Origin of the sequence: Richelia sinica FACHB-800 (assembly GCF_014698825.1) — a bacterium.
Classification (GTDB): Bacteria; Cyanobacteriota; Cyanobacteriia; order Cyanobacteriales; family Nostocaceae; genus FACHB-800.
Map to the genome: position 1 here is coordinate 23,487 of NZ_JACJTT010000014.1, position 24,866 is coordinate 48,352.

A 24,866-nucleotide genomic window follows, 5' to 3' on the forward strand; every position below is an offset into this window, starting at 1 on the left:
ATTTATGTCAATTTATTCACCAATAATTGAAAATCAAAAATATGATTTATTAAATGATTGGTTCCCTCATTTTTTTCAGGGCATCACCGATATTGAGAAATTCAGAGTTTTTACTAATTTCTTGCAACACATTACTATCAGCCTTATCAACAATATCGTTATAGGCAGTAATTGCTTGATTTAATTGAGTAATATTGACATCGGAATTTTCTCTAATCAAGCCATTAAGACCTAAAATCAAATTACCCACAGATTCAGGATCTGCCCCAGCCATCACCAAAGCAATAGCAGTCTTCACTCCTGAAGCATTAACCCCTGCTGCCAACATAATGGCTGCGGTAGCAGCAGCATTATTAACTCTTTGTGGTTGGCCAGAAACTTCAAAATTTAAACTTTCCCCATTAGCTTGTTTAAGTGTTACCACTTTCTTGATTGTTTCTGGAGATGAAGCTGAATTTTGCCCATGACTAGGTAGACTACATACACCTACAAGCATAGTGCTAATGCTCAGGGACAACAGTAATGATTGCAGAGTTTTTTTGTTCATAAACATCACCAAACGAACCAGTAACTCAAAACGCCTTACATTCTTCTTAATTTTCAACAGACTCAATTCAGAAGATTATTCTTATTACTGGAGTGTCACAGTAACATCGCCAATGGTCAAAATAATATTCTGATTATTATCAATTTCGCTATTTAAATTTCTTAACGCCTCCCTTAAGTTGTTAAAAGAAACGGTATTATTAGCACTAGCAATCTGGCCTTGACAGGCTACTGTAGTGGTATTTAAAGCAGTACATAGTGTAGGTGATGATGCTAACAATTGTGCAAGTCCTGAAGTTGAAATACTCACAATAATATTTCTGCCCACATTATTGACGGAAGTAGCGATCTCAGGTGTCACACTAAGATTAGGAGTAGTACCTGGGGTTGTTGGTGTAATAATCAGATTTGCAGGTATACCAAATACAGGAAATGAGTTAAAACCTGGTAAAGAAAAAACACCTCCACTGCTGGTAGTAGTTCCGCCACCACTAACGAAGCCAGCCGTACCTAAACTAGGTGATGTGAAAAATGAAGAACCTGATGAAGAACTGGATGAGCCGCCACTTGAAGAACTAGATGATCCTCCAAAACTTTGTGCATTGCTGGGTAATTCCCCAATACTCAAAAGTAAAGAACTTAAGCCGACACTAAAGAGCAAAGATTTAATATTCATCACGGTGATTGTCCACAAGGGAAGTATTGTAAATGGACCAGACTTTGATTCGCCTATAGAGACTACAAAAAAGATAATTGATGACTGGTAGTCACAAAATCTTATCTAGGCAAGAAGTTGAAACCGTAACTGACGCTAAGGACAAAAATCGTACCGCCAACAGAGTTATCTGTTAAGTCTGCACCCTGCGCCACAATAGTTAGGGGTATAGTTGGTACTGGCACTACAGATACACCCAAATTTAAACCAACACCACTCCAAGCCAACCCCATACCCACTTGAGGATGAACTTGCAAACCAACACCGCCAAATACTCCTGTACTAGCATCACCCTGGCGAAACTGGCCCCCTCCTACCCCAAATGTGAGTAATAGAGGCAACTTATTGTGTGGGTTGTTGGGTTGCAAGAGAGAGTAACTGGTAACAGCACCATAGGCTGAAGAAGGAATATCTGTTTCACTACTTGCATCACTTTGATACTGAGCAAAAGCATTCCAACCAGCTGCTACGGCAACTTGAGTTCTTTCGTTACCATAGACAACACGGTGTCCCTTGAGGTCAAAAGTACCATTGCTGCCAAAGTTGCGGAAACTGCCAAGGTTATAAGCAAGCTCTAAGCCAACTAATTTGCGGCTATCTCCTAAACCCAGACCCACGCTCATACTACCATCAACATCTCCACCACGAGCCTTACCAGCTGTTGCTCCTGATACTCCTACAAATACATCACCCCAGTTCGCACCAAAAGCACTGGGAATACCAAAACTTAAACTGGGTGAATAGGTTGGTTTTCCTGCTCTTAGTAATGGTGTAATTCTCAGTCTTTGGCGTAATTCACTCTCACTTTCTGGTGTATCAGAGTTAGGAGTAGAAGTTTCTGCTTGGGATATTAATTGCTTTGGCTGAGGTTGGGGTAAAATTTCTTCAGCTTTAGCTTGGGCAGAATCAATACTTTTTGTACTATTTGAATCTTCTGCGGTAGTTTGAGTTTGGTCTAAAACAGAGATTTCTTGAGTAGCTGAGAAGGTAGCCTGTTCAGCTTGATTAACATTGATACTGGTTGTGGAATCTGTTTGTAAAGCTGAAAGTTTTTCAGTGACTGGAGATGAATTAATATCTTTTGTAGCCAAAATAGCAACAGGTGTTTCCTTTTCAATTTTTTCTGGGCTATTTTCAGATATTAAAGCAGTATTTATACGGTTGGGATTAGTGGCGGAAATGCGAGAATCCTCGTCTCCAACTGAGTTCAATTCATCTGCTGATGATAGTTGTGTGTTTGTATCTTCTAAATCTTCTACTTTCGTGGGTATATAAGCGGCAATCTCTATTGGAGATATTTCTAGGCGGGAATCAGCCTGAGCAGGGTATATCCAACCTAAAGTCAGGATAGAAGTTAAGGAAAACAAATAACTTAATAGTTTACGAATTTTCATGGTGACTATCGTGAATTGCCAATTATCAAATTGATGTTGAGTTGTAATATGCGGATGCTGTTGATGAATTTTCATTCGTTGCATCCATTGCTCAGGGTGTTAAAGAAAAATTCTCAGTAGTTGTTAGGATATCCTTCTACTGGGAAATTCATTTTTAACCGCATTTTTCAAAAAGCGCAAATTGGCTACACCCTCTCATAAGTTTACAGTGAATAGCAAGTATTTACTACTAAGCTAATATGTTGATAAATTACAGAATTAGGGTAAGTAAGATATCTACTCTACAAAGCTTTTACTCTTCAAGAATATGCAACTTTAAAATTCCATAGACTCTATTATGAGAGTAATTTTATACAAAATACCTGGCAATGCAGACGAAGTGTGCTCAATGGCTGGGTTCTAAATGCGTTTTGTCTTATATTTACGTGTTTATTTTTACAGCAAAATATTTAGTATCAACAATACATGTAAATACATATATTTACGATTTAAAAGTCTGTCACCCTACAAGACTCCAGATTTATCAGTGATATCAATCCAAAATCTGATGACTATTGATTGGTAAGTGCTGGCATACACTAAAAATAGTTTTACGTTAAGGATTGTTAAGTAATGACCATTACGACTTCCCATAGTCAGGTGACGCATTTTGAAAAACGCCTTTGGAATTGGCAAGATTATCAAATTCAATATACTGTCCAGGGAAATGGGCAACCATTGTTACTAGTTCATGGCTTTGGTGCTTCCATTGGTCACTGGCGAAAAAATATTCCTGTGTTAGCTGAAGCTGGTTATCAGGTTTTTGCGGTGGATCTTTTGGGGTTTGGTGGTTCTGATAAAGCACCCATTGATTACAGTATGGATGTCTGGGTAGAAATGCTCAAGGATTTTTGGGCTGTACACATCCAAACACCAACTGTATTGATTGGTAATTCTATTGGTGCACTTTTAAGTTTAATTGTGGTGGCTGAAAATCCGGAAATGGCATCTGGGGCCGTGTTGATTAATTCAGCAGGAGGTTTAAGTCATCGTCCCCATGAATTAAACCCGGTACTACGAGTTGTTATGGCAACTTTTAACAAGTTAGTTGCTCACCCAGTGACTGGCAAGTTCGTATTTAATCGGATTCGGCAAAAATCACAAATTCGCCGCACTCTTTACCAAGTTTATCGCGATCGCCAAGCGGTAACAGATGAATTAGTCGATTTACTTTATACTCCATCCTGTGACCCAGGAGCGCAACAGGTTTTTGCTTCTATTCTGACTGCACCTCCTGGGCCTAGTCCTGAGGAACTATTACCCAAGGTAGAACGTCCTTTACTAGTAATTTGGGGCGCAGATGATCCTTGGACACCCATTACCGGGTCTACAATCTACGCCCAGGAACGTGACAATGGTAAAAATATCACTATTGTGCCTATTCCTGGTGCTGGTCACTGTCCCCATGATGAAGTTCCCCAAGTTGTCAATAGTCAAATTATTAATTGGTTAGGACAACTCAGATAATTTTTGGTCAAGATGCAAAGACTATGCTTGCATCTTGGCTGAGGTAGGGTACACAAGCGGCTAAAAATTTTATAAGAGTGCCTTTATAGATATTTTCTTCTTCAGTGACCAAACATTAAATAATGTCTATTAGTCAGCTTGATGTGCAGCAAAATCAGAAATTATACAGGGAAAATCATTACCCAGATTTTTCCCAGTTTGGTTACGGTGTTATCCGAAAATTAGGATGTAACCAAGCAGGAGGAAGAACTATTTATTTAGCTGATGATTTGAAGTCGCAGCGAAAAGTTGTCATTAAAGAGTTTTCTTTAGCTAGCAACATTTTTGACTGGTCGGGTGTCAGGGTTTATGAACGAGAAAGGGATATTTTACAAAAGCTCAACCATCCACGTATTCCCTGTTATTTGGGGTCTTTTGAAACAGCTACGAGCTTTTGTTTAGTACAGGAATATAAGTCCGCTAGTTGTTTGGGTATAAGCCGGAATTTTCAGCCAGGAGAAATTAAAAAAATTGCCTTATCGATTTTAGAAATTTTAGTGTATCTCCAACAACAAAATACTCCCATTATTCATTTAGATATTAAACCAGACAATATTTTAGTGGATGAAAACTTAAATGCTTATTTGGTAGATTTTGGTTTAGCTAGAACGAAAAATGAGCGCAAAAGTTTTAGCACCTTAGTGGCAGGAACTCCCGGTTTTGTACCTCCAGAGGAATATAGTGGAGACTTACTGACTGAAGCATCAGATTTATATAGTTTGGGAGTGACTTTGATTTGCTTGCTGACTCAGACTCGTTCCGCTGATATCCATCAGTTAATGGATGATGGCAGACATTTTTTATGGAAGAATCTGTTAACGCCAATTAGCCATGATTTGCGCCTATGGCTGCGAAAAATGGTAGCACCGAGTCGAAAACGTCGCTATGTCAATGCAAAGGCGGCATTGAAGGCTTTAGAGTCTATTCAGTTGATTGGTCAGGGTCAACAACGAGGAAACTTCAGCACTGTCAGCGAAAGAAACAGGTTAATCACTATGGTTGGATGGGGAACAGTGAGTGCATTAGCCGTTATCGCCACAAATGTGTTGATGCTTCAACCTGAAGATAGAATTTTTTTAGAAGTGCAAATTGATCAAGAATTAGAACTAATGCCAGTTACCGCTAACTCTAAACTGGAGTAACTCTTAATGGAAACTAACAAGTAAAGATTGTTCAGTACCCTTGTTCTATCAGAAGCAGATCAAAGATAGTATTATGAAGAACTGTTTCACAGGGTCATTAGTTCACCGTCTGCAAATATGTCAGAACAATCAGCAGCATCCATCAACGGTCGTCTTCCCCACCCCCAGCACAATAGCCAAAATACCATTCGTATTCGGGGAGCAAGGCAGCATAATCTAAAAAATATTGATTTGGAATTGCCCCGTGACCAGTTGATTGTGTTTACTGGTGTTTCTGGTTCGGGTAAGTCGTCTTTGGCTTTTGATACGATTTTTGCAGAAGGTCAACGGCGGTATGTGGAATCTCTGAGTGCCTACGCGCGGCAATTTTTGGGACAGTTGGATAAACCTGATGTAGAGGCAATTGAAGGGTTAAGTCCGGCCATTTCTATTGACCAGAAGTCAACTTCCCATAACCCCCGTTCCACGGTGGGGACGGTGACGGAAATTTATGATTACCTGCGCTTGTTGTATGGTCGGGCTGGTGAACCCCATTGCCCTATATGCGATCGCTGTATTTCTCCCCAAACTATTGACCAGATGTGTGATCGCATTATGGAGTTGCCTGACCGTACTCGCTTCCAAATTCTTGCCCCTGTGGTCAGGGGTAAAAAGGGAACTCACCGTAAACTTTTATCGAGTTTATCGTCCCAAGGTTTTACGCGCATCCGGGTCGATGGAGAGGTGCGAGAGCTATCTGACTCGATTGAATTAGATAAAAATATTACACATACTATAGAATTGGTTATTGACCGCTTAGTTAAAAAAGCTGGTATTCAGGAGCGTTTGTTTGATTCTCTCTCTACTTGCCTTAAGCAATCTAACGGAATCGCTATAATTCAGGTATTTAATGATACAAAACAAGAGTTAACGCAGGAGCGACGTGATAGTAAGTATATAGAAACTGAGGAGAAAAATCAAGATATTTCCTCACAGGAATTACCATCAGAAATGGTGTTTTCAGAAAATTTTGCTTGTCCAGAACATGGTGCGGTCATGGAAGAATTATCACCGCGATTATTTTCTTTTAATTCACCTTATGGTGCTTGTCCCCATTGTCATGGGATTGGGACGCTCAGAAGATTTGCAGCGGATTTGATTATTCCCAACCCGGAAGCACCCATGTATGCAGCGATCGCTCCCTGGTCAGAAAAGGAAAACTCCTACTACCTAGAGTTACTTTACGCTTTGGGGCAGAACTACGGCTTTGAGTTGCAGACCCAGTGGAATAATTTGACACCAGAACAACAGCAGATAGTTTTACATGGGGAAGGGGAAGAGAAAACTGCTGAAGGCAAGAAGCAAAGTTTTAAAGGTGTAATTCCCATTTTGCAGAGACAGTATGAAGGTGGGTCAGAACTAATTAAGCAGAAGTTGGAAGATTATTTAATCGACCAGCCCTGTGAAGTTTGTGGTGGCAAGCGGTTAAAACCAGAAGCCCTGGCGGTCAAGTTGGGACAGTATGGAATTTTAGATTTAACTGGGGTATCGATTCGGGAATGTCGAGAGCGGGTAGATAAATTCAAGTTGAGCGATCGGCAAATGCAAATAGCGGATTTGGTGTTGCGAGAAATTAAAGCCAGATTGCAATTTTTATTAGATGTAGGCTTAGATTACCTCACCTTAGATCGTCCGGCCATGACTTTATCCGGTGGTGAAGCACAACGCATTCGATTAGCCACGCAAATTGGTTCAGGTTTAACAGGAGTTCTTTACGTTTTAGACGAACCAAGTATTGGTTTGCATCAACGGGATAACGGACGGTTGCTGAAAACTTTAACCAAGTTGAGAGATTTAGGCAATACATTAATAGTCGTTGAACATGACGAAGAAACCATCCGTGCTGCCAATCATATAGTGGATATTGGCCCTGGTGCAGGTATTCATGGTGGTCACATTGTTGCCCAAGGGAATTTAGATAATTTGTTAAAGGCAGAAACTTCTTTAACAGGTGCATATTTATCTGGGAGAAAAGTTATTCATACCCCAGCAGCGAGAAGAGAAGGTAACGGACGCAGTTTAATTATCAAAAATGCTCGTCGTAACAACTTAAAAAATGTTGATGTAGAAATTCCTTTAGGCAAATTAGTTGCAGTTACTGGCGTTTCTGGTTCTGGTAAATCTACATTAATTAATGAATTACTTTATCCATCCCTTCAACATCATTTGTTAAAAAAGGTGCCTTTACCAAAAGATTTAGATGAAATTAAAGGCTTAAACTGTGTAGACAAAGCCATTGTTATTGACCAATCACCCATTGGGAGAACACCCCGGTCTAACCCAGCTACATACACCGGAGTTTTCGATGTTATTCGTGAAGTATTTTCCCAAACCATCGAAGCAAAAACCAGAGGTTATAAACCAGGACAATTTTCATTCAACGTCAAAGGTGGAAGATGTGAAGCTTGTAGTGGTCAGGGTGTAAATGTAATTGAAATGAACTTTTTACCTGACGTTTATGTCCAGTGCGAAGTGTGTAAAGGTGCAAGATACAACCGCGAAACATTACAAGTGAAATATAAGGATAAATCTATTGCTGATGTTCTCAACATGACCGTTGAGGAAGCCTTAGATTTTTGTCAAAATATTCCTAAAGCTGTGACTCGACTGCAAACTTTACTGGATGTGGGTTTAGGTTATGTACAGTTAGGACAACCAGCCACAACTTTATCTGGTGGGGAAGCCCAACGGGTGAAATTGGCAACGGAATTATCTCGACGTGCTACAGGGAAGACACTGTATTTAATTGATGAACCAACAACTGGTTTATCTTTTTATGATGTCCACAAATTATTAGATGTTTTGCAAAGATTGGTGGATAAAGGAAATTCCATTTTAGTCATTGAACATAATTTAGATGTGATTCGTTGTGCAGATTGGGTGATAGATTTAGGCCCGGAAGGTGGAGATAAGGGGGGAGAAATTATTGCTATGGGTACACCGGAAGATGTAGCGAAAAATCAGCGTTCTTATACTGGGGAGTATTTACGGCAGGTGTTGAAGCAGTATCCGGCAATGGTGTGAATTAGGATTTAGTGGACGAAATAATAATTGTGTTTCGCACAATCGCGCTTCGCGATCCCGTTCGCGTTAGCGTCTCCGAAGGAGAAGGGTAGACGCAAAGAAAGAAGCTAGAGATGCAAAAAGTAATTTGTTGCAGGTTGCGTGTTATCTTTGTATGGATACACACCACAATTTACGCTTCTCTTAAGAAATTAACAAAAAATAAATATGCGTGATTTATTCCCTGGCTACTATAAACCCACAGATGAAGAGTTTGCTGAACTATAGAAAGAATGTGTATTTTCTTTTGATACAAATGTTTTATTACACATCTATCGTTACTCTTCTAATACAAGAGAAAGATTGTTTGATATTCTCCAAAAGCTTCAGGAAAGAATTTGGATTCCACATCAAGTAGCTTACGAAATTCATAAGAATCGGTTAACTGTAATATCTGATCAGTCAGTAGCTTACAAAGAAATCCAAACTATTTTGGATAAGAATCTAGCTATAGGAACATTAAAAGATGAGCTATTTAAGAATTATAAAAGACATCCTTTTATTGATGTAAAACAAATTATAGAAGATATTGAAGGAATTATTAATAAAGTTAAAGATGATTTGCAAGCTACGAAGCAAGCACATCCAGATTTTCTTGAAAATGATGAACTGTGGAAGCAATTAATAGCCATTATAGATGGTAAGGTAAGTCAAGCATATAGTAAAGACAAACTAAAAGAAATTTATAAAAATAGTGAGCAAAGATTTAAAGATTTAATTCCTCCAGGATATAAGGATGATGATAGAAAAAAAGGCGATGATAAGTATGGTGATGTTGTGCTTTGGTTACAATTGATTGATTATGCCAAGTCTCAGAAAAAACCCATTATTTTTGTAACAGATGACGACAAAGAAGACTGGTGGCTAAAACATGGTGGAAAAACCATCAGCCCAAGACCAGAGTTAGTGCAAGAAATGCTAACTGAAGCTGGTGTGAGATTTTATATGTATCCATCTCACAGATTTTTGGAGGAAGCGCAGAAGTTTCTAACTCTTCCAGAACAGCCAGAAGTAATTGAAGAAGCTAGAGAAATTAGGGAACAGAAAAAATATATTGATTACTTGTCAGCTTACTCTTCAGCAATTGAAAATAGTTTGATAAATTCAGAAATGACAGAGGCTATAGCTAACATGACAAAACTTCAAGATAGGTTGATAAATTTAGATATAAATCAATTCTCATAAATAACAGACAAAATTTTGATAATTTGATAGTTTTTCTCACGCAGAACCCCAAAGAAAGAAAGGAAATAAGAAGTGAGTTTATAATATTAATACACAATAAAAAGGTGAAAATTTATGAAGAAGGAGAAGCTTAATAAATGATCAGGAGTTAGAAGTTCTCCTATGTTTCACTTAAAACCTGCTGATGGTGCTATTGGCGCTCATACTAAAATCGTGAGAAATGTTTATGATGATTTTAAAAAATTAGCTTACAAGATAGCAGAAATAACACAAGTAAAAATTCTAAATATTTAGTGGATAAATTGTGTATTTATCCATACATTTAGGATGAAGGGATATTCAAGGACAAAAAAGTAAATCATAATTTGAATTTTTTTAGCTACCCTGTTATGCTCACACGCGTAGTAAATACTGAAATTTAATTCTCATGTTTTAGAAAACTAAATTTTTTTATAAGCAACTGCAAAACGTTCTATTCCTTCTAAATCATGATGAATAGAAATATTTTGATAATTACCATTATTTTCCAATAATTCTTTCACTGCATCTGCTTGTCCCGCCATCATTTCAATTAACCACACTCCACCGGGATATAAATAAGTGGTGGAAACATCTATTAAATGACGAATACAATCTAAACCATCAGCACCACCATCTAAGGCTAAATGGGGTTCATGATTGACGACTTCCGGTTGTAAAGTTAAGACGGTATTACTGGGAATATAAGGTGGATTAGATACCATACCACTAAACTTACCTTGCCAAAATTCTAAAGGTTGCCACCAATAACCTTGATAAAAATTTATTCTTTCCCCAAAACCTAAATTCTTTGCATTAGTTCGGGCAATAGCTAAGGCATCTGCACTCAAATCAACAGCGTGGATAGTAGCTTGGGGAAACACTTCTGCTAATCCCACAGCGATCGCACCACTTCCTGTACCTAAATCAGCCCAATGTCCTGTTTTTAAATCATCACTGGCAGCATTCACTGCTAAATCAATTAAACATTCTGTTTCTGGTCTGGGAATTAAGACTGCATTGGAGACCGCTAAGTGAAACTTCCGCCAAGGTGTGACTCCTGCAATATACTGCACTGGTAAGCTTTCATTTAATCGCTTTTCCCACAATTGCTTTAATTCATTAATAGATAACTGCGTTGATATTTGTTCCCATGTTTTAAACGACTCCAACCGCAGTGCTAAACGGTCTAGACCAGCTATTTCCTGTAATAGCCAATCTACCTCCCCTGGTGAGATATGATGAGCGATCGCTGTGGCAATTGCTTGTTGTCGCCATTGCCAAAGCTCAAAACCAGAAACTAGCTGCTGTTTCTCTCTCATACCAGGGGGATAGATGACTTATTATTGATTACTTATTTTTTTGGTGCAGCTGGAGTTTGATTGTTTGCTGGTGCCTTCTGAACCAGAGACCGAATAAACTCTATTGACTCCCGTGATGGAAATAAGAAAATCTTACTCAAAGTAGGATCATTACTACTATTGAGAGTATCAATCAAACCGTAGAGATTCACTACCTGAATTTCTGTATTTGCGGCTTCCTGTGGAACAGCTTGTTTAAAAGCATCCAATAACGCTAATGCTTGTTCCTTATCAAAATAGAAAGGAATAAATCGTTCATTTCCTTGAGGGATGGTCAAATAGCTATTATCTTTCTTAAATTTGGGTACAAACAAAGGAATGCCATTAAATTGCTGTCCCTGTTGACCACTTTGTGTTAGCAAATTTCTCGCTGATTCTACTTGTTGTTGGTTAGGGACTAAAGTAAAAGCAACATTGGAGTCTTTTTTCTTCTTATTTTCTAGCACCAATTTATAATAATCTGCTAAAGAAAGAGGTCTAATCTCCAGAGTATTGGCCAATTGAGGATTTTCTTTTTTCAGACGATTATCTAAAAACTTCTGAGCATCTTGTTTGCTAATAAAAAATCCTATTTGTGAAAGGGTCTTTGATTCTTTTTGAGTGGACAGTACAACAAATTCCCCTTTGTTATTAGTCAATGTAAATACTGGTACTTCTTGTAATGCTTTGACTACTTGCTCCTGTGGCAATGCCATTGCTGATAAATTTCCCATCCCAGAAATGCCAGCAAACATGACACTACCTGCAATACCCAATGTTACGCCCCAGCGCAATAAAAATTTCATGACCGCTCCTTGTTTCAACAGCTTAACTAACTCAAACAATCATTAACAAACTCAGATTTATCAAGCATTAAACAGCTTTGGTGATATAGCAATCCTTCAGAGTTATAAAAAACTTATGATAGCTCTGGGAAAATAACTATCAACTTTCAAAACACGATATTACGACATTATGCAATTTGACTATACTATCGCCTTCATCAAGTGACGGTCAGCACTAACTTAAGTTCTTTGTTATTAATTTCGTTGTTTACGACACAATTCTGTCAACACCTATGGGATTCTTTTTGTAAAGTCTAATGATTTCTGGGATTTTTAGCAAACCCATGCTCTCCGATAGCCTAGTTTAATCATCGGTGACGCTTGATTTCCATCAAACGTTCCAACTGAAATTGAGTAAATATTCAAGCAATGAAGACTATACAAAAGCAAATACAGCTATCCTGATATCTTCTTCAGGAATTTCTGTGCTTTTAGTCTTACCATATGGTTAAACCCAAACTTAATATTTTTATTTTCTGTTTAAAATCGGGATGACAGGATTTGAACCTGCGGCATCCTGCTCCCAAAGCAGGCGCGCTACCAAGCTGCGCTACATCCCGGAAATTGGACTGGCTGATGAAGAATTTTATAATTTCTTCACATCAACTCATAGATTATATCATACCTCAGCCTAGTTGGAAACCCTTTTTTCACAAGAAAAATGTGAGCTACCTGGGTTTAAATATGTTAAAGCTGATTTTATAAATCCCCCAAATAGGATTTGTGGGGATTTACTCGCTGCTCATAACCAAGAAAACCAACCCGAAATGGATATATCTCACTGAGGATACCAAAACATGCCTTTAATGCCTTCAGGATCAGACATAAAACCCATCCCTCGATAAAAATCGACTACGTGGGGATCAGCGAAAAGAGTCACATTACTAATCTCTTCACTTCTGAGTTTCTTCAGGACATATTTCATCAGTGCTTTCCCCAGACCTTTACCTTGAAAGTCTGGATGAACTACCACATCCCAGATAGTGGCATTAAAAGCATGATCTGAGGTAGCACGGGCAAAGCCAATTAACCGCCTTTGATTTCCTCGTACTTGCCACATGGAAGCAACGAGAAAGCTATGTTCAATGGCTTTTTTCACTTTTCGCAGAGGACGACGCGACCAACCAACAGCATCACAAAGTTCCTCCAGTTCATATAGGTCAATATCTCGTTCCGTACTGAAAACGATTTGTTCTTTGACCGAACTAGAGTTACTACCAGCGATCGCTGTGTGCTCCTCAAAAGCACCTGTTTTACTGGTCGTTACAGATTCAGACGTACTAAACCAAGTTTTCCAAAAACCCATGCCAACGTGGTTCGGGTAATATAACTGAATTGATTACAACTCTCTGAGAGTGTAAATTTATAGTTTCCATCAGCACAACCTTTGAGGTCAGACTTGACAGTTAGTCGGGGATAATTACGACTGGGTGAACTACAACACCCCCATCCCTTGGCCTAAACCTATTGGGACTGCCATTTTCAACTTTAGCATTTTGTTTTGACACTCCTCCATAAAACTAATACAAAGCCAGACTAATCAACGAAATAAGCATGTGTCAGTATGGCCCAGTGTTGGTTTGATGAGTTTTATCTGGGGAAATTTCATAATCATCCTGAAAAAGCCAAATTATTTCACTCCAGTGTTTACCAATGAAAGAAAAACTACCTCTCTTGTTCCCCATGGTTTGCCAATCGTTCATACAGAAGCATCAGCAGCGTTATCCACCCCTGATCCCAATTTTTTTTGAAGATGCACATAATAACACCCTTCTTGCCAAGGAGGGACAGCGAATCTGGGGGGTAAATATATGCAGCTACACAAAGAAACGGTATGAGACGTGAAGCTACAAAATCTTTATTCTCACTGCTTTCTCTTTTTTCTGAACCCCTGAACCTATGAACTTCTTATTTCTTCAGGTACAAAGTGTAATTCATACCACTATAACCCGCTATGATCTAAGCACTTTTTAGCTTTAGATTTGACACAGCAAGCAAGTCTTACCTCCAACAATGACTTCTGGTTTAAAATCTTCAACACTAGAACTCCTCAAACGCTTTAATCGAGCGTTCCCGCAATTCTACGAGCAATTTGTCAGCAGCGAAATTCAGCTGCAAAATTTACGCCTGGCATATCGTCTGTATAAAACCAGACGGGCTGTCATAGAACTAAAACCGGAGGGTAGCAAAAGCGCCCTGCATTTTGCTTACCGTAACCAGTCTTTTTTGCTCAGTGATATTTTTGGTGTGTTAGCAGCTTATGGGTTAACCATCCACGGTCTGAGCCTCTACGGTCAAATTCGACCACCAATGTTAGTCTTTATCAAACTTTTGGTGTCTCGTGGCAGCAAAGCCTTAACGGAAAAAACTGCTGAAAATGTTTGTCGTGCGATTCGTGAGGCACTGGGTGGTCGGTTCGAGGTAGAGGAAATGCTGGCTGTAGAATTTAACCTAGATGCCGGTCTAGAGCAAGTACAGACAGAATTTTATGTTGACCCAGTCTTCCATCTTCCAGCTTTAGTGATTGAGGCTGATAATCAGCCTGGATTATTTTATAAAGTGATGTACGCTATTTGGCAGGAAGACCTGCTGGTAGTCAATGCCAACTTATTGGTATGGCGAGGACGTACAAGGTTGATACTCTACTTACTTGGTCCTAATGAAAGCCTCATTCCTGAATACTTAGGTCACAAAATTGCTGAAGGAGTACGACAGCGTTTACTTGCATCCTAAGTTTCCCAATCAAAATGGCAAATTTCCAACTTTGATTTTGTCTTGTCTCCCTGAGTATTTAGTCGCACCCACTCTAAGGGGTACGATATAAGTATGGCAACAATAGAAATCTTAGGCATTCCACACGCATACGAACTGACGGCTCCTACGTCTTGCCCCCATGCTTTAGTCTTTATCCACGGTTGGCTGAATAGCCGTGGATACTGGCAACCTGTGATTTCTCGTCTATCAGTTGATTTGCAGTGCTTGTCTTATGATTTGCGTGGTTTTGGTGAATCTCAATTAGTATTTAAATCTCATGTTCATCAAGCTACACCTGTGCTGACTCCTCTGTCTTCAGAAATTCAGGAGTCCAGGTCAACTGGAGATTCCCAATATTCGCCTTTAGCCTATGCTCAAGATTTAGGAATTCTCCTCCAACAAATGAATATTTCTAGTGCCTGGTTAATCGGCCACTCCTTGGGAGGGACTATTGCCCTGTGGGCTGCATCTCAACTGCCAGAAGTGATTCAAGGTGTCATTTGTATTAACTCTGGTGGCGGAATTTACCTGAAGGAAGCATTTGAGCAGTTTCGTACAGCAGGGCAGAAATTTTTACAAGTCCGTCCTCGCTGGCTGTCTCAAGTTCCTTTAATTGATTTGTTATTTACCAGAGCAAGTGTTGCACGGCCTTTAGAACGCTATTGGGCAAGACAACGGGTCATTGATTTTGTCGTAGCTGACCCAGAAGCAGCCTTGGGAACTTTATTAGATTCCACTACGGAAGAAGAAGTTAATCGCTTACCTCAATTAGTGTCGCAGATCAAGCAACCAGTATATTTTTTAGCTGGTGCTGACGATAAAGTGATGGAACCGAAGTATGTCCGTCATTTAGCGAGTTTTCATAGGCTTTTTCAATATATTGGCGATAATGTGATTGAAATTCCTGATTGTGGCCATTTGGCAATGCTAGAACAGCCGGATACAGTTGCTGAACTTATTCGGTCAATTGTGATTGGTCATTAACAGTTATTTTGGATTTTGGAGAAACTCCATAGATATAAATGAAAGCCACTCCAAAATCGATCATTTGCAACCAGAAGAATATAATTCCATCACTTGGGTCAAAGGTAGGCGCGAATGAACTCCTAAGGTCAAAGGAGATGTATGACCACGAGACAGGTGTTCAGAGGCTGCACAGCCTATCATAGCGGCGTTGTCAGTGCAGAATTTCATGGGTGGAAAGAGGACTCGCAAATTGTGCTTTGCTCCCGCAATTTGAAGGTGGTTTCTCAGCCCACTGTTAGCAGCAACACCTCCTCCCACAGCAATGGTTTCTAACCCATAATCAAGGGCACAAGCGATCGCTCTTTTGGTGAGCGATCGCGCTACAGTATCTTGAAAGCTAGCTACTATATCTGCTACTGGTATTCCTTGCCCTTGTTGCTCAAACTGCTGGACTAACCTCAATACCGCCGTCTTTAAGCCACTAAAACTGGCATCATAGGGATGAAAACCCCCATTGGGTAAAGAAATCTTTCCTTCTGGTAATCCAAAGGCTTGGGGGTTGCCTGTTTGCGCCAATTTATCAATGACTGGCCCCCCTGGATAACCCAATTTTAATAACCTAGCAACTTTATCAAACGCTTCTCCCGCTGCATCATCACGGGTTTCGCCCAAGGTTTCGTACATACCACAGTCTTTCACATAAATCAAGCTTGTATGTCCGCCTGAAACCAGTAAGCTAAGAAATGGGGGGTTTAAATTGCGATCGCTCAAATAGGTCGCATGAATATGACCTTCTAAATGATGAACTCCCACAAAGGGTTTATTATGCACCATGGCCAGGGTTTTGGCAGCCGTTAGCCCTACTAATAGCGCCCCCACTAATCCCGGCGCACAAGTAGCGGCGATCCCATCAATCTGTCCCCAGTTCATCTGGCTTTGCGCCAAGGCTTGTGCTATTGCTTGATTCAGCGTTTCCAAGTGTTGGCGCGATGCCACCTCCGGTACTACTCCACCATACTGCTGATGGACGGGAATTTGTGAAGCAATAATACTGCTAACAACTTGACGCTTAGTGACAATTGCCACAGCAGTTTCATCACAACTAGTTTCGATGGCTAAAACGGTTGTCATAGGGGGTAATGAGTGGTAAGTCCAAAAAGAATGAGTTTAGGCACTCTGTGACTAAGCTTGAATTAATGGGGTTTTCTTCCCATATTAAGAAATTTTACTTAGCACTTGTCACTCCGCACAGCCGATGGGCAGAACTAAACAGGGAATTGATCACCCTTAGACTTTCATCTAGGTTGAGAAGCTTTAACTTTTATTGACTTAAACTTTACTCAATTCCCCGCCAAGAGTATGATGACTTGCTAGTTAAGCAAATAAAAACTGTACAAGCCGCTTCGTTTTGTACACAGAACTTTTTGTTTTGTAATAAAAGGAAACAACTCCATGAGACGATTGTTTGCTTTGATTTTGGCGATTTGTCTGTGGTTCAACTTTGCTCCACCTGCCCATGCACTAGGAGCTAACCTTGTACCTTGTAAAGACTCCCCCGCCTTTCAAGAGCTAGCAAAAAATGCTCGTAACACAACCGCCGATCCCCAATCAGGCAAAAAACGCTTTGAGCGCTACTCTCAAGCCCTCTGTGGTCCTGAAGGCTATCCCCACTTGATTGTGGATGGTCGTCTAGATCGTGCTGGTGACTTCCTCATTCCCAGCGTGCTATTCCTCTACATCGCTGGTTGGATTGGTTGGGTAGGTCGTGCCTATCTCCAAGCAATTAAGAAAGGATCTGATACAGAGCAAAAAGAAATCCAAATTGATTTAGCTACTGCACTACCCATCATTTCCTCTGGTTTTGCTTGGCCCGCATCAGCACTGAAGGAATTTGTCTCTGGCGAATTAACTGCTAAAGACAATGAAATTACAGTTTCTCCACGCTAATTAATCTGTCCTGATTCACTGATTTTGGAGATAAAATTCATGGCTGACAAAAGCGACCAATCTAGCTACTTGATTAAGTTCATTAGCACTGCTCCCGTGGCTGCTACCATCTGGTTGACCATCACCGCAGGCATTCTGATTGAATTTAATCGCTTCTTCCCAGACTTGCTTTTCCACCCCCTGCCATAGCAGAAAATTCAGGTTGAAAAGTCAAAATTTCTGGAAATTGTCAATTGAGAATTGTGTAGTTTAATTCCTTAGTTTGCGGAATTCAACTAACACAATTAAATCAGTTTCCACCTAGTATGAAACTCGTCAGGCTGGGATTCAGCTTGCGAGTTTCATACATCTAAAAAAAATTAAATTAAGTTTTCTAAACTTCCTTACTAAAAAACAGTTGGAGCGACAATTATTATTAATAATAAAAATGCCACCATTCTCATTTAGAGGCGAACATAAAATATGGCGCAAGCAGTAGATGCATCAAAAAATCTCCCCAGCGACCCCAGAAACCGGGAAGTAGTTTCAGTTGCTGGAGGTGATCCACAAATAGGTAATTTAGAAACCCCAGTGAACTCTTCTCCCTTGGTGAAGTGGTACATTGGCAATTTGCCAGCCTATCGCGCAGGTTTAACTCCTTTAAGACGCGGTTTAGAAATTGGCATGGCACATGGTTACTTTATCTATGGACCCTTCGCTAAATTAGGGCCATTGCGTGATGCAGCCAATGGTAACTTGGCTGGTTTACTGGCGAGTGTTGGCTTGATTGTCACTCTCACTGCCGCTTTATCTTTGTATGCCAACAGCAACCCCCCCAAAGCTCTTGCTAGCGTTACTGTACCTAATCCTCCAGTAGACGCTTTCAATTCCAAAGAAAGCTGGAACAACTTTGCTGGTGCCTTCTTAATTGGTGGTATTGGTGGAGCAGTAGTTGCTTTCTTCTTAACCAGTAATTTCGGACTAATTCAAGGTCTAGTAGGTTAATTTCCTGCTTGGTAATGGGTAATAGGTAACGAAGTATCATTGATGACTTTTACTTATTACCTATTACCAACTTGCATGTATTATTCAGCTAGCACTGAAATTAGCTAAATAAAGCTTGTTCAATTTGCCCAAGGGCGGTTTCAAAATCGTCATTAACTATTTGAATATCAAATTCTTCAGCAGCAGCAATTTCTACTTCCGCTCGATTGAGTCTGCGAGCGATCGCTTCATCTGAATCTTGACCACGACCACGTATTCTTTTTTCTAATTCCGCAAAAGAAGGCGGCAAAATAAAGATATTCAAAGCGCTAGGGTAAGAAGTGCGGATTTGTCTTGCACCTTCTAATTCAATTTCTAGCACCACTAATTTACCAGAGTGAATATGGTTAAGCACAGCAGCACGGGGAGTGCCGTAATAGTTGCCTGCAAATTCTGCCCATTCCAGAAATTCACCTTGAGCAACTAATTGTTCAAACTTGCTCCGACTGATAAAGTAATAGCTTTTGCCTTCTATTTCTCCTGGACGAGGAGAACGAGTCGTAGCAGAAATTGAATAATACAGTTCTTGATGACGCTGTAGCAGCGCCTTCATTAAAGTACCTTTGCCGACTCCACTGGGGCCAGTTAAAACAATCAGTCTGCCCAGAGGCGGGCTTGCTTGGGTAGTAGCACCACTAGGGATGGGTAAAACTTGCATTATCCGTTCAAATTGTGAATTAATTGGTAGACATGGTTCCTTAGTTCTGTATCTGTTGTCAGGTCAACACCAGACTAAAGAGTTTTGTAGCACTAGTGACAGAAAACTTGTCTAATTCACATGGTACGGCCGATATGGTGCAAATAGGGGTGAGTTGATAACCCCACCTCTAATTAATTAATTGTCCACAACTTGATGCTCACGAGAAATCACAAAGCGATTGGCTACCGTTTCTGGTTGAATCGCTGAGAGAATCACATGACTAGAATCGGTGATAATGACAGCCCTAGTGCGGCGGCCATAGGTAGCGTCTACCAGTTGACCTCTGTCCCTAGCATCCGTAATGATGCGCTTAATGGGCGCAGATTCTGGACTGACAATAGCCACTACTCGGTTAGCAGAAACAATGTTTCCAAAACCAATGTTAATTAGTTGAATCTCCATAACAAAACTGACCCTAAAGGAGCTATTAGTAGCTGTTAAGAAACTTATTTACATGTTATCCCTAAAGAATCGGAGTTACAACGATTCAAGTCTCGTGAGGTTGTGTTTTTTTCTATCAACTGGTCTTTTTTAGCTATTTATCAACTAAATTTCCGAAAAATCTGCCCTAAGAGATATGCACAATGACAGTAAGACAAGTTAAGGAAAAAGACTAAGAGCGAAAAAATAGCTTACTTATGTCAGCGTTACCTTGGTCTATCATTCTGGATCAAGTTTCCGACACAGCGTGCTGCAAGTAAACTATTTTCTCTTGTTAATCTTGAACTGGGAAGTTTGCATTTTTAACCCCGCCCATTTATGCTGCAATTCCTGCCAATCCGGATTATGCCCACCATAACGCCACTGCACATAAGCTTGGCAGATGTCGTCAATAACTTGAGCAATAGATAGGGAATGATGGTGATAGGAGGCTTGGGCGTATTCTAGGGGTGTCTGGGCTGGATGCTTACCTAAACCTTTTTGGGCTGTCCACTGGAGCATTTGTTGATAGAGGCGTTCCATTGGTGGTAATTGATTGAGCCAACGTTGATTAAGCCATTGTCGCCACTGTACCCAACCTAACCAAGAGAGGAAAGATAGGGCGGTAGCCACCATCAAACCAGCCAAAATCCCAAACCAGCCTTGAGTAAATAAGGCAAAAAACCATGATATGGCTCTAAAGATGGCTCCAAATATTGCCCCAAATACAGAATTGAGTAATCCCGTCACTGGGGAAGGTAGCCAACCTGCCACCCAATTCCAGAATTGGCGCAGCACACTAAAGGTCTCCACATCTTCCACAGAAGGGGGATATAAAGGATGGTTGGGAATTGGGTCAAAGGTAAACCAACCGTATTTAGGAAAATACACTTCTGTGAGTGCATAGGCATCTGTATTTTTGACTACATACAGCCCCGTAAAAGGATTAAATTCTCCTGATGCATAGCCAGCTACCAACCGTGCCGGAATGCCAATGGAACGCAGCATCATAGTTAGCACTGTGGAGAAGTGATCGGGATAGCCGCCTTGATGCTTGAATAAAAAGGCTTCTACTAAATCTTCTTGCTCACCCAAATATGGCAAGTCTAAGGGGTTTTCGGGAATGGAGTAATTCTGTTTAAGATACTGAGCTAAATACAGGGCCTTTTCATAATTGGAATTGAGACTTTTCTTTTCTTGAGAGCGGGAAATGGTTTGGCGATGATAGTTAGCTAAAATTTCTTCGGTTTTCTGCTTGACCTTGGAGGCAATGCTAGGAGGAATTTGTAAATAATGTTTTTGGATGGTGGCAGAATACTTAGTAGAGGCTTGATTGAGGCGGGTTCGATTCCGCAATGGTACTTCGGATACTACTGTATAGGTTAAACCCTCCGACAATTGGACAGGCGATCGCAATCCGTTCTCCTGATCCACAGCAATTACAGCGGTGGGGAAGAAAATCTCTTTCGGATCAGCCATTGCCGGAATCAGGTTTGGTAAATCAGAAACCACTGTATATGTTTGGACTACTTCCTGTGTCCGAGTGGCAATTGGGGGTAAATCTAGTTGAATGCGGTAAGACCAAGGAGATTGTCTGAGGGTTCTTACATCATCGTTGCGAGAAATTTCCCATCCCTTACCTGTGTAACGGTCAAAGGCTAAAACTCGCCAAAAACCCTCTGCTTGCGATCGCACCCGCATCACTACTTTGGGTTTCATTTCTCCCCGCAAGTTCTGGTTAATTTGGCTATTAAACCCGTAGTAAAAATCACTATCTATCTTACCGGGTTCACCATTATTGACTTGTTCTGTACCTGCACCCCTGCCATTACCATTGCCTTGACGCACATAACCAGGATTGACAATACTCTGCCCTGTAAATCTTCCCCGTATTTCAATGGGGGTACTGACTGGAAACTGGCGTAATTGATAACCTGGGAACCGGGGTAAAACAGCAAAAATTGCCAGTCCTAGACCGACAATCAACAAAAAATTAAAGATTAAAAATTTAAAGTTAAAGTTAGAAGACTTGTAGATAGTAAATATTTTGTTATTGGCAGGTTGAAATCCTAAACGGGAGCGGTAGTCTAAAACTAAAGTTGGCAGGGCGATCGCTAAAAATAACAGCAATACAGGCGCAAAGGCCATAGTTTGGCTTAAAGTAGCCGCCACACCCAACAAAATTAACCCAATGACAATGGAATAGCCCAAGTCCTTACGTCTAGGAGTATCAAAGCAGTGCAGGGCTTGCAGTTGAATCAATAATTCTGCCAAACTCAACCGCGTATCATTCCACTCCCCTACAAACCTGCCAAAAAAAGCTCCCAATGCCGCTAACATGCCAATGGCAATACAAAATTTCACCGCTATGTTAGATTTGCGGCGACTATAATAACTCCAAAAAGTGCCAACTATACTGAAGGGAATCGCCCAAAGGCTAAATTTAGACTCACTGGCAATATCTGTGGCCCCAATTCCCAAAACTACCAGTGCTAGCACCAGTACCCGTAAAAGAATAGAATCTTCTACTTCTTTGAAAGGCGACTTCTGGAAATTTTGCCGCCAATCATCAACCGCAGGTAAACGCCACAATCGATTTATCCTGGATAAATTAAACATCTTCAGGTCAGCAAAGCTATGAAGTAGACGACACGGACACCATGCTAGGGACGAAAATTAATCACCTTGTCTTCAACCGTAGCGTCCCTATCCTAGCCTAATATTTCCTGCCAATATTTAAGGAAATTTACGTATTTTTGTAGGTATCCTCATCATAGCACCTGCTTTAAACCCCCCTAAAGATAATTGATTCAAAAGCTCAGTCTATTTAAAACCAGGATATTAATTGTTAATTATTAATCGCTATGGCAGTTATTTAGTGACGTGCTAGCACTGGTAGTTACGCTTACATCATAACTTTGATTACCAACACAAAGGGCTGAGATTGGTTGAGTTCTGGAAATTCAACCTTGAGAAAATAAGTTTGGTTAGTCTCTGGAATGGATAACTCAACACCAGGATTTACAGATATGGGAGAAAGAGCAAGATTGGTAGCGCCTTCACCTTGTAGCTGTAAATTTCCTTGCATAGGTAACTCAGCTTGGACATTTAATTGCATCAGCTGGTCTAAAGACTGTAATTCAACTTTGAAGCTGAGATTACCAACACTACTGAACAATAGTTTTTCAGCTACAGGTTCAGTTAGTGATACAGCCAACGTCATATTCTCCAGCATTTGTCTAGCAGCCATTAATGACAATGCCATTTGCTGACGTGGTAATAAATCTGAGTAATCGCTTTGCAGATTAGGTGCTGTAGCAGCTACAGCATTTCCAGAACGATAAGCACTTCTGAGTACCAAGCCCGCTAAATCATTGACCGCTTGATGCTCATCAGGAAACAAACTCTCTACCGCTTGAACTAGTTTTGCTCCTAACGGTAGGGAAGATGTCACCAATGCCTGACATTTGGTAGCTAATTCCTGGAATACCTTTTCTGGTATAGGGATTGGCAAATTAAGCAGACTGGGCTGTGTTAACCACCCCCAACCAGACACTGAGGCAATTGACGGTTGCTCAACAAACTCAGGATAATCTACTAATTCCGATTCCCAAGGGAATAACGGCGGGTGGTTTTGGCTTTGAATTTGTAGCCGACGCTTGAGGACGGCTTGGTAACGTTCTTGCACAGTAGGAATTTCTCCTATTTGAAAAGTTTGGGGTTCTACTCCCAATCCTGATTCATCACTTGTGACAGTAATGTTTTGATTCAGGGGGTTAGATACCCCATCATCTTCCTCACTTTTTACCAAGGCCTGCTCACCAGTTGTGACATTATCTATCATTAACCAAGTAAGTAGTTGGTATTGTAAGGATTCTGAGTCACTATTCATGAGTAGATGCACCTGATCCGGACACTAAAGAGTTACGAATTTCCCAAGCTTGTTCCAAAATTTTGAACCACCGTTTTTGTAGTTGGGCCATAGACCATCCTAAGGTTTTGGCGATTTTTTCATCGGGTAATCCCTGTTGTTTTAACTCTAATAAAGACCGTTGCTTTGTATCCAATTGACTGGTATAGGCCTGCCATTGATGGGGAGTTAGACCCAAGTTAGTGGGTAAGGATGCTTCTAACCATTCATGGACTAATTCCCATCGATGTAATAAAGCGAATCGGATTAAATGGTACTTAAACCTTTGCTGTAGATAATCTCTCTGTCTGGGGGTTAGTCCTAAAATTGCTTCAATCTCCGGTGCTGACAAATCCTGAAGCCGTAGGGCAAAATAATCAGCACAATCAGATTGTTGTCGTTCCTCTAAATAATTCATTAATTCTTCAATCACCACCGACCGCAAGGTTTCTTCTTCTGGCTCTGGTTCTGGCTGCATAGCCATTGCCGATCGCAATTGTTGAATGGCTGGTTCTTCCCAGGAACCGTCTCCTTCATTACTGCTGCCTTCCGCAGCCTGTTCTATATCAACACTGGTTTCTGGTGGTTGCTGTTGAGAAAAAGTTTGCGCTCTTAAAATGATTAACTGTTGCTGTCTCCCTGGTAGGGGAATACGACGTTTACCATAACGCTCGGTAAAGGCCATATATTCAGCTAGTTCTAATAAGGTTTGGGGGCGATAGGTAGATTCTAGCTGGTTCTCGCGCCGGAAAGCATTTAATGCTTCCACATAAAAACTTTGGAGAAAATCTTCTATAATAGTCAACCGCCCTTGATAACTCAATTGTTTCTGGGGCGGATTAATGTAACGATAGATAATGGCACTTAAGGTGCTGTGCAGTTCTACCCTGCCTCGGTTAGAACCTAATTCATAATATCTAACACATTGTTGAAGCCGATGTTTGGCTAAGGTCAAAGCAGAGTTTTCTATAGCTCCAGAGGCTTGGATACGCTTGCTTTCATGGCAAATCCGGTTGACTTCGGCAGCGATGCGAGAGGCTACAGCGTGACAATTTTGTTCAGAAGCTTTGGTGGACTGCTGAAGTTCCTGAAATAGAAATTGAAAAATCACCTCCACGCCTGTTGACTTTTCTCCCTGAGTAGTTGCGGTTGCGGCTGAATTCATAGTCTCAGTATTAAAAATACCCTAACATACTTAAACACAACCTGTAAAACCTTGGGTATGAGCAAAATGGGTTTTGTGGATGACTTCAACCCAAGCTGATCTTACCTTGAGTAGGATAGATAGCTTCTGATATTTTGGCTATGACCCAA

The 24,866-nt window shown here is 40.6% G+C and carries 21 protein-coding genes, 1 tRNA gene and 1 pseudogene; 11 read left to right on the plus strand and 12 right to left on the minus strand.

What is annotated here, in order from left to right:
* Positions 1-49: 49 nt before the first annotated feature.
* Complete coding sequence (locus tag H6G73_RS12030) at positions 50-547, minus strand: hypothetical protein (protein WP_190604660.1); 498 nt, start codon at positions 545-547, stop codon at positions 50-52.
* 235 nt (positions 548-782) lie between these two features.
* On the opposite strand from H6G73_RS12030, the gene H6G73_RS12035 reads away from it, so the two are divergent.
* Complete coding sequence (locus H6G73_RS12035) at positions 783-1,313, plus strand: hypothetical protein (protein WP_190604662.1); 531 nt, start codon at positions 783-785, stop codon at positions 1,311-1,313.
* 10 nt (positions 1,314-1,323) lie between these two features.
* Here H6G73_RS12035 and H6G73_RS12040 read toward each other — a convergent pair whose 3' ends face one another.
* The gene (locus H6G73_RS12040; protein WP_190604664.1) at positions 1,324-2,739 is read right to left on the minus strand and encodes a hypothetical protein; all 1,416 of its coding nucleotides are present in this window, start codon (positions 2,737-2,739) and stop codon (positions 1,324-1,326) included.
* A 528-nt stretch (positions 2,740-3,267) separates the two neighbouring features.
* On the opposite strand from H6G73_RS12040, the gene H6G73_RS12045 reads away from it, so the two are divergent.
* The 5 genes and pseudogenes from H6G73_RS12045 to H6G73_RS24805 all read left to right on the plus strand — a co-directional run bounded on the left by H6G73_RS12045 (position 3,268) and on the right by H6G73_RS24805 (position 9,923).
* Positions 3,268-4,161, plus strand: coding sequence for an alpha/beta fold hydrolase (locus H6G73_RS12045; protein WP_190604667.1), 894 nt, complete (start codon positions 3,268-3,270; stop codon positions 4,159-4,161).
* Between the two features lie 122 nt (positions 4,162-4,283).
* Positions 4,284-5,342, plus strand: a complete 1,059-nt coding sequence (locus tag H6G73_RS12050) for a serine/threonine protein kinase (protein WP_190604669.1) — start codon at positions 4,284-4,286, stop codon at positions 5,340-5,342.
* Positions 5,343-5,459: 117 nt separating this feature from the next.
* Positions 5,460-8,405: an excinuclease ABC subunit UvrA gene (gene uvrA, locus H6G73_RS12055; RefSeq protein WP_190604670.1), complete on the plus strand. Its 2,946-nt coding sequence runs from the start codon at positions 5,460-5,462 to the stop codon at positions 8,403-8,405.
* A gap of 288 nt (positions 8,406-8,693) precedes the next feature.
* Positions 8,694-9,629, plus strand: a pseudogene (locus H6G73_RS12060) (PIN domain-containing protein); the annotation flags it as partial.
* Positions 9,630-9,791: 162 nt separating this feature from the next.
* Positions 9,792-9,923, plus strand: a complete 132-nt coding sequence (locus H6G73_RS24805) for a hypothetical protein (protein WP_277925186.1) — start codon at positions 9,792-9,794, stop codon at positions 9,921-9,923.
* 146 nt (positions 9,924-10,069) lie between these two features.
* Here H6G73_RS24805 and prmC read toward each other — a convergent pair whose 3' ends face one another.
* From prmC to H6G73_RS12080, 4 genes are all read right to left on the minus strand, one after another.
* Positions 10,070-10,969 carry a peptide chain release factor N(5)-glutamine methyltransferase gene (gene prmC / locus H6G73_RS12065; RefSeq protein WP_190604672.1) on the minus strand — a complete coding sequence of 300 codons (900 nt, stop codon included), beginning with the start codon at positions 10,967-10,969 and terminating at the stop codon, positions 10,070-10,072.
* Positions 10,970-11,001: 32 nt separating this feature from the next.
* On the minus strand, positions 11,002-11,793 hold the full coding sequence (locus H6G73_RS12070; RefSeq protein WP_190604674.1) for a Tic22 family protein: 792 nt from the start codon (positions 11,791-11,793) through the stop codon (positions 11,002-11,004).
* A gap of 525 nt (positions 11,794-12,318) precedes the next feature.
* Positions 12,319-12,392: transfer RNA gene (locus H6G73_RS12075), tRNA-Pro, on the minus strand.
* A gap of 218 nt (positions 12,393-12,610) precedes the next feature.
* Complete coding sequence (locus tag H6G73_RS12080) at positions 12,611-13,138, minus strand: GNAT family N-acetyltransferase (protein ID WP_190604676.1); 528 nt, start codon at positions 13,136-13,138, stop codon at positions 12,611-12,613.
* 707 nt (positions 13,139-13,845) lie between these two features.
* Here H6G73_RS12080 and H6G73_RS12085 point away from each other — a divergent pair.
* Together H6G73_RS12085 and H6G73_RS12090 are read left to right on the plus strand one after the other, a co-directional pair.
* The gene (locus H6G73_RS12085) at positions 13,846-14,565 is read left to right on the plus strand and encodes a hypothetical protein (RefSeq protein WP_190604677.1); all 720 of its coding nucleotides are present in this window, start codon (positions 13,846-13,848) and stop codon (positions 14,563-14,565) included.
* A gap of 93 nt (positions 14,566-14,658) precedes the next feature.
* Positions 14,659-15,570, plus strand: a complete 912-nt coding sequence (locus H6G73_RS12090) for an alpha/beta fold hydrolase (RefSeq protein WP_190604679.1) — start codon at positions 14,659-14,661, stop codon at positions 15,568-15,570.
* Positions 15,571-15,630: 60 nt separating this feature from the next.
* Here H6G73_RS12090 and tsaD read toward each other — a convergent pair whose 3' ends face one another.
* Positions 15,631-16,683: a tRNA (adenosine(37)-N6)-threonylcarbamoyltransferase complex transferase subunit TsaD gene (gene tsaD / locus H6G73_RS12095; protein WP_190604681.1), complete on the minus strand. Its 1,053-nt coding sequence runs from the start codon at positions 16,681-16,683 to the stop codon at positions 15,631-15,633.
* A 321-nt stretch (positions 16,684-17,004) separates the two neighbouring features.
* Here tsaD and H6G73_RS12100 point away from each other — a divergent pair, with 321 nt between their 5' ends.
* The 3 genes from H6G73_RS12100 to H6G73_RS12110 all read left to right on the plus strand — a co-directional run bounded on the left by H6G73_RS12100 (position 17,005) and on the right by H6G73_RS12110 (position 18,483).
* Positions 17,005-17,499, plus strand: a complete 495-nt coding sequence (locus tag H6G73_RS12100) for a Photosystem I reaction center subunit III (RefSeq protein WP_190604683.1) — start codon at positions 17,005-17,007, stop codon at positions 17,497-17,499.
* A gap of 39 nt (positions 17,500-17,538) precedes the next feature.
* The gene (psaJ, locus tag H6G73_RS12105) at positions 17,539-17,688 is read left to right on the plus strand and encodes a photosystem I reaction center subunit IX (RefSeq protein ID WP_006276004.1); all 150 of its coding nucleotides are present in this window, start codon (positions 17,539-17,541) and stop codon (positions 17,686-17,688) included.
* A 273-nt stretch (positions 17,689-17,961) separates the two neighbouring features.
* Positions 17,962-18,483 carry a photosystem I reaction center protein subunit XI gene (locus H6G73_RS12110; RefSeq protein WP_190604685.1) on the plus strand — a complete coding sequence of 174 codons (522 nt, stop codon included), beginning with the start codon at positions 17,962-17,964 and terminating at the stop codon, positions 18,481-18,483.
* A gap of 100 nt (positions 18,484-18,583) precedes the next feature.
* Here the strand turns inward: H6G73_RS12110 and gmk are convergent, their stop codons facing one another.
* The 5 genes from gmk to hetZ all read right to left on the minus strand — a co-directional run bounded on the left by gmk (position 18,584) and on the right by hetZ (position 24,717).
* Positions 18,584-19,180 carry a guanylate kinase gene (gene gmk / locus H6G73_RS12115; RefSeq protein ID WP_190604687.1) on the minus strand — a complete coding sequence of 199 codons (597 nt, stop codon included), beginning with the start codon at positions 19,178-19,180 and terminating at the stop codon, positions 18,584-18,586.
* A gap of 177 nt (positions 19,181-19,357) precedes the next feature.
* Positions 19,358-19,624, minus strand: a complete 267-nt coding sequence (remA, locus tag H6G73_RS12120; protein WP_015127199.1) for an extracellular matrix/biofilm regulator RemA — start codon at positions 19,622-19,624, stop codon at positions 19,358-19,360.
* 300 nt (positions 19,625-19,924) lie between these two features.
* Complete coding sequence (locus H6G73_RS12125; RefSeq protein ID WP_190604689.1) at positions 19,925-22,261, minus strand: transglutaminase TgpA family protein; 2,337 nt, start codon at positions 22,259-22,261, stop codon at positions 19,925-19,927.
* 286 nt (positions 22,262-22,547) lie between these two features.
* Positions 22,548-23,534: a PatU gene (locus tag H6G73_RS12130; protein ID WP_190604691.1), complete on the minus strand. Its 987-nt coding sequence runs from the start codon at positions 23,532-23,534 to the stop codon at positions 22,548-22,550.
* Positions 23,527-24,717 carry a heterocyst differentiation protein HetZ gene (gene hetZ, locus H6G73_RS12135; protein ID WP_190604693.1) on the minus strand — a complete coding sequence of 397 codons (1,191 nt, stop codon included), beginning with the start codon at positions 24,715-24,717 and terminating at the stop codon, positions 23,527-23,529. The genes H6G73_RS12130 and hetZ overlap by 8 nt, the downstream gene beginning before the upstream one ends.
* Between the last annotated feature and the right edge of the window lie 149 nt (positions 24,718-24,866).

What these genes read in the sequence shown, in the direction of transcription:
- H6G73_RS12080 (WP_190604676.1), bottom strand. Translation starts at nt 13,138, where the DNA reads ATGGGTTTTTGGAAAACTTGGTTTAGTACGTCTGAATCTGTAACGACC.
- H6G73_RS12085 (WP_190604677.1), top strand. Translation starts at nt 13,846, where the DNA reads ATGACTTCTGGTTTAAAATCTTCAACACTAGAACTCCTCAAACGCTTT.
- H6G73_RS12110 (WP_190604685.1), top strand. Translation starts at nt 17,962, where the DNA reads ATGGCGCAAGCAGTAGATGCATCAAAAAATCTCCCCAGCGACCCCAGA.
- gmk (WP_190604687.1), bottom strand. Translation starts at nt 19,180, where the DNA reads ATGCAAGTTTTACCCATCCCTAGTGGTGCTACTACCCAAGCAAGCCCG.
- uvrA (WP_190604670.1), top strand. Translation starts at nt 5,460, where the DNA reads ATGTCAGAACAATCAGCAGCATCCATCAACGGTCGTCTTCCCCACCCC.
- H6G73_RS12090 (WP_190604679.1), top strand. Translation starts at nt 14,659, where the DNA reads ATGGCAACAATAGAAATCTTAGGCATTCCACACGCATACGAACTGACG.
- H6G73_RS24805 (WP_277925186.1), top strand. Translation starts at nt 9,792, where the DNA reads ATGTTTCACTTAAAACCTGCTGATGGTGCTATTGGCGCTCATACTAAA.
- H6G73_RS12130 (WP_190604691.1), bottom strand. Translation starts at nt 23,534, where the DNA reads ATGAATAGTGACTCAGAATCCTTACAATACCAACTACTTACTTGGTTA.
- H6G73_RS12030 (WP_190604660.1), bottom strand. Translation starts at nt 547, where the DNA reads ATGAACAAAAAAACTCTGCAATCATTACTGTTGTCCCTGAGCATTAGC.
- H6G73_RS12040 (WP_190604664.1), bottom strand. Translation starts at nt 2,739, where the DNA reads ATGCAACGAATGAAAATTCATCAACAGCATCCGCATATTACAACTCAA.
- H6G73_RS12125 (WP_190604689.1), bottom strand. Translation starts at nt 22,261, where the DNA reads ATGTTTAATTTATCCAGGATAAATCGATTGTGGCGTTTACCTGCGGTT.
- H6G73_RS12070 (WP_190604674.1), bottom strand. Translation starts at nt 11,793, where the DNA reads ATGAAATTTTTATTGCGCTGGGGCGTAACATTGGGTATTGCAGGTAGT.
- hetZ (WP_190604693.1), bottom strand. Translation starts at nt 24,717, where the DNA reads ATGAATTCAGCCGCAACCGCAACTACTCAGGGAGAAAAGTCAACAGGC.
- H6G73_RS12100 (WP_190604683.1), top strand. Translation starts at nt 17,005, where the DNA reads ATGAGACGATTGTTTGCTTTGATTTTGGCGATTTGTCTGTGGTTCAAC.
- remA (WP_015127199.1), bottom strand. Translation starts at nt 19,624, where the DNA reads ATGGAGATTCAACTAATTAACATTGGTTTTGGAAACATTGTTTCTGCT.
- H6G73_RS12045 (WP_190604667.1), top strand. Translation starts at nt 3,268, where the DNA reads ATGACCATTACGACTTCCCATAGTCAGGTGACGCATTTTGAAAAACGC.
- prmC (WP_190604672.1), bottom strand. Translation starts at nt 10,969, where the DNA reads ATGAGAGAGAAACAGCAGCTAGTTTCTGGTTTTGAGCTTTGGCAATGG.
- H6G73_RS12050 (WP_190604669.1), top strand. Translation starts at nt 4,284, where the DNA reads ATGTCTATTAGTCAGCTTGATGTGCAGCAAAATCAGAAATTATACAGG.
- psaJ (WP_006276004.1), top strand. Translation starts at nt 17,539, where the DNA reads ATGGCTGACAAAAGCGACCAATCTAGCTACTTGATTAAGTTCATTAGC.
- tsaD (WP_190604681.1), bottom strand. Translation starts at nt 16,683, where the DNA reads ATGACAACCGTTTTAGCCATCGAAACTAGTTGTGATGAAACTGCTGTG.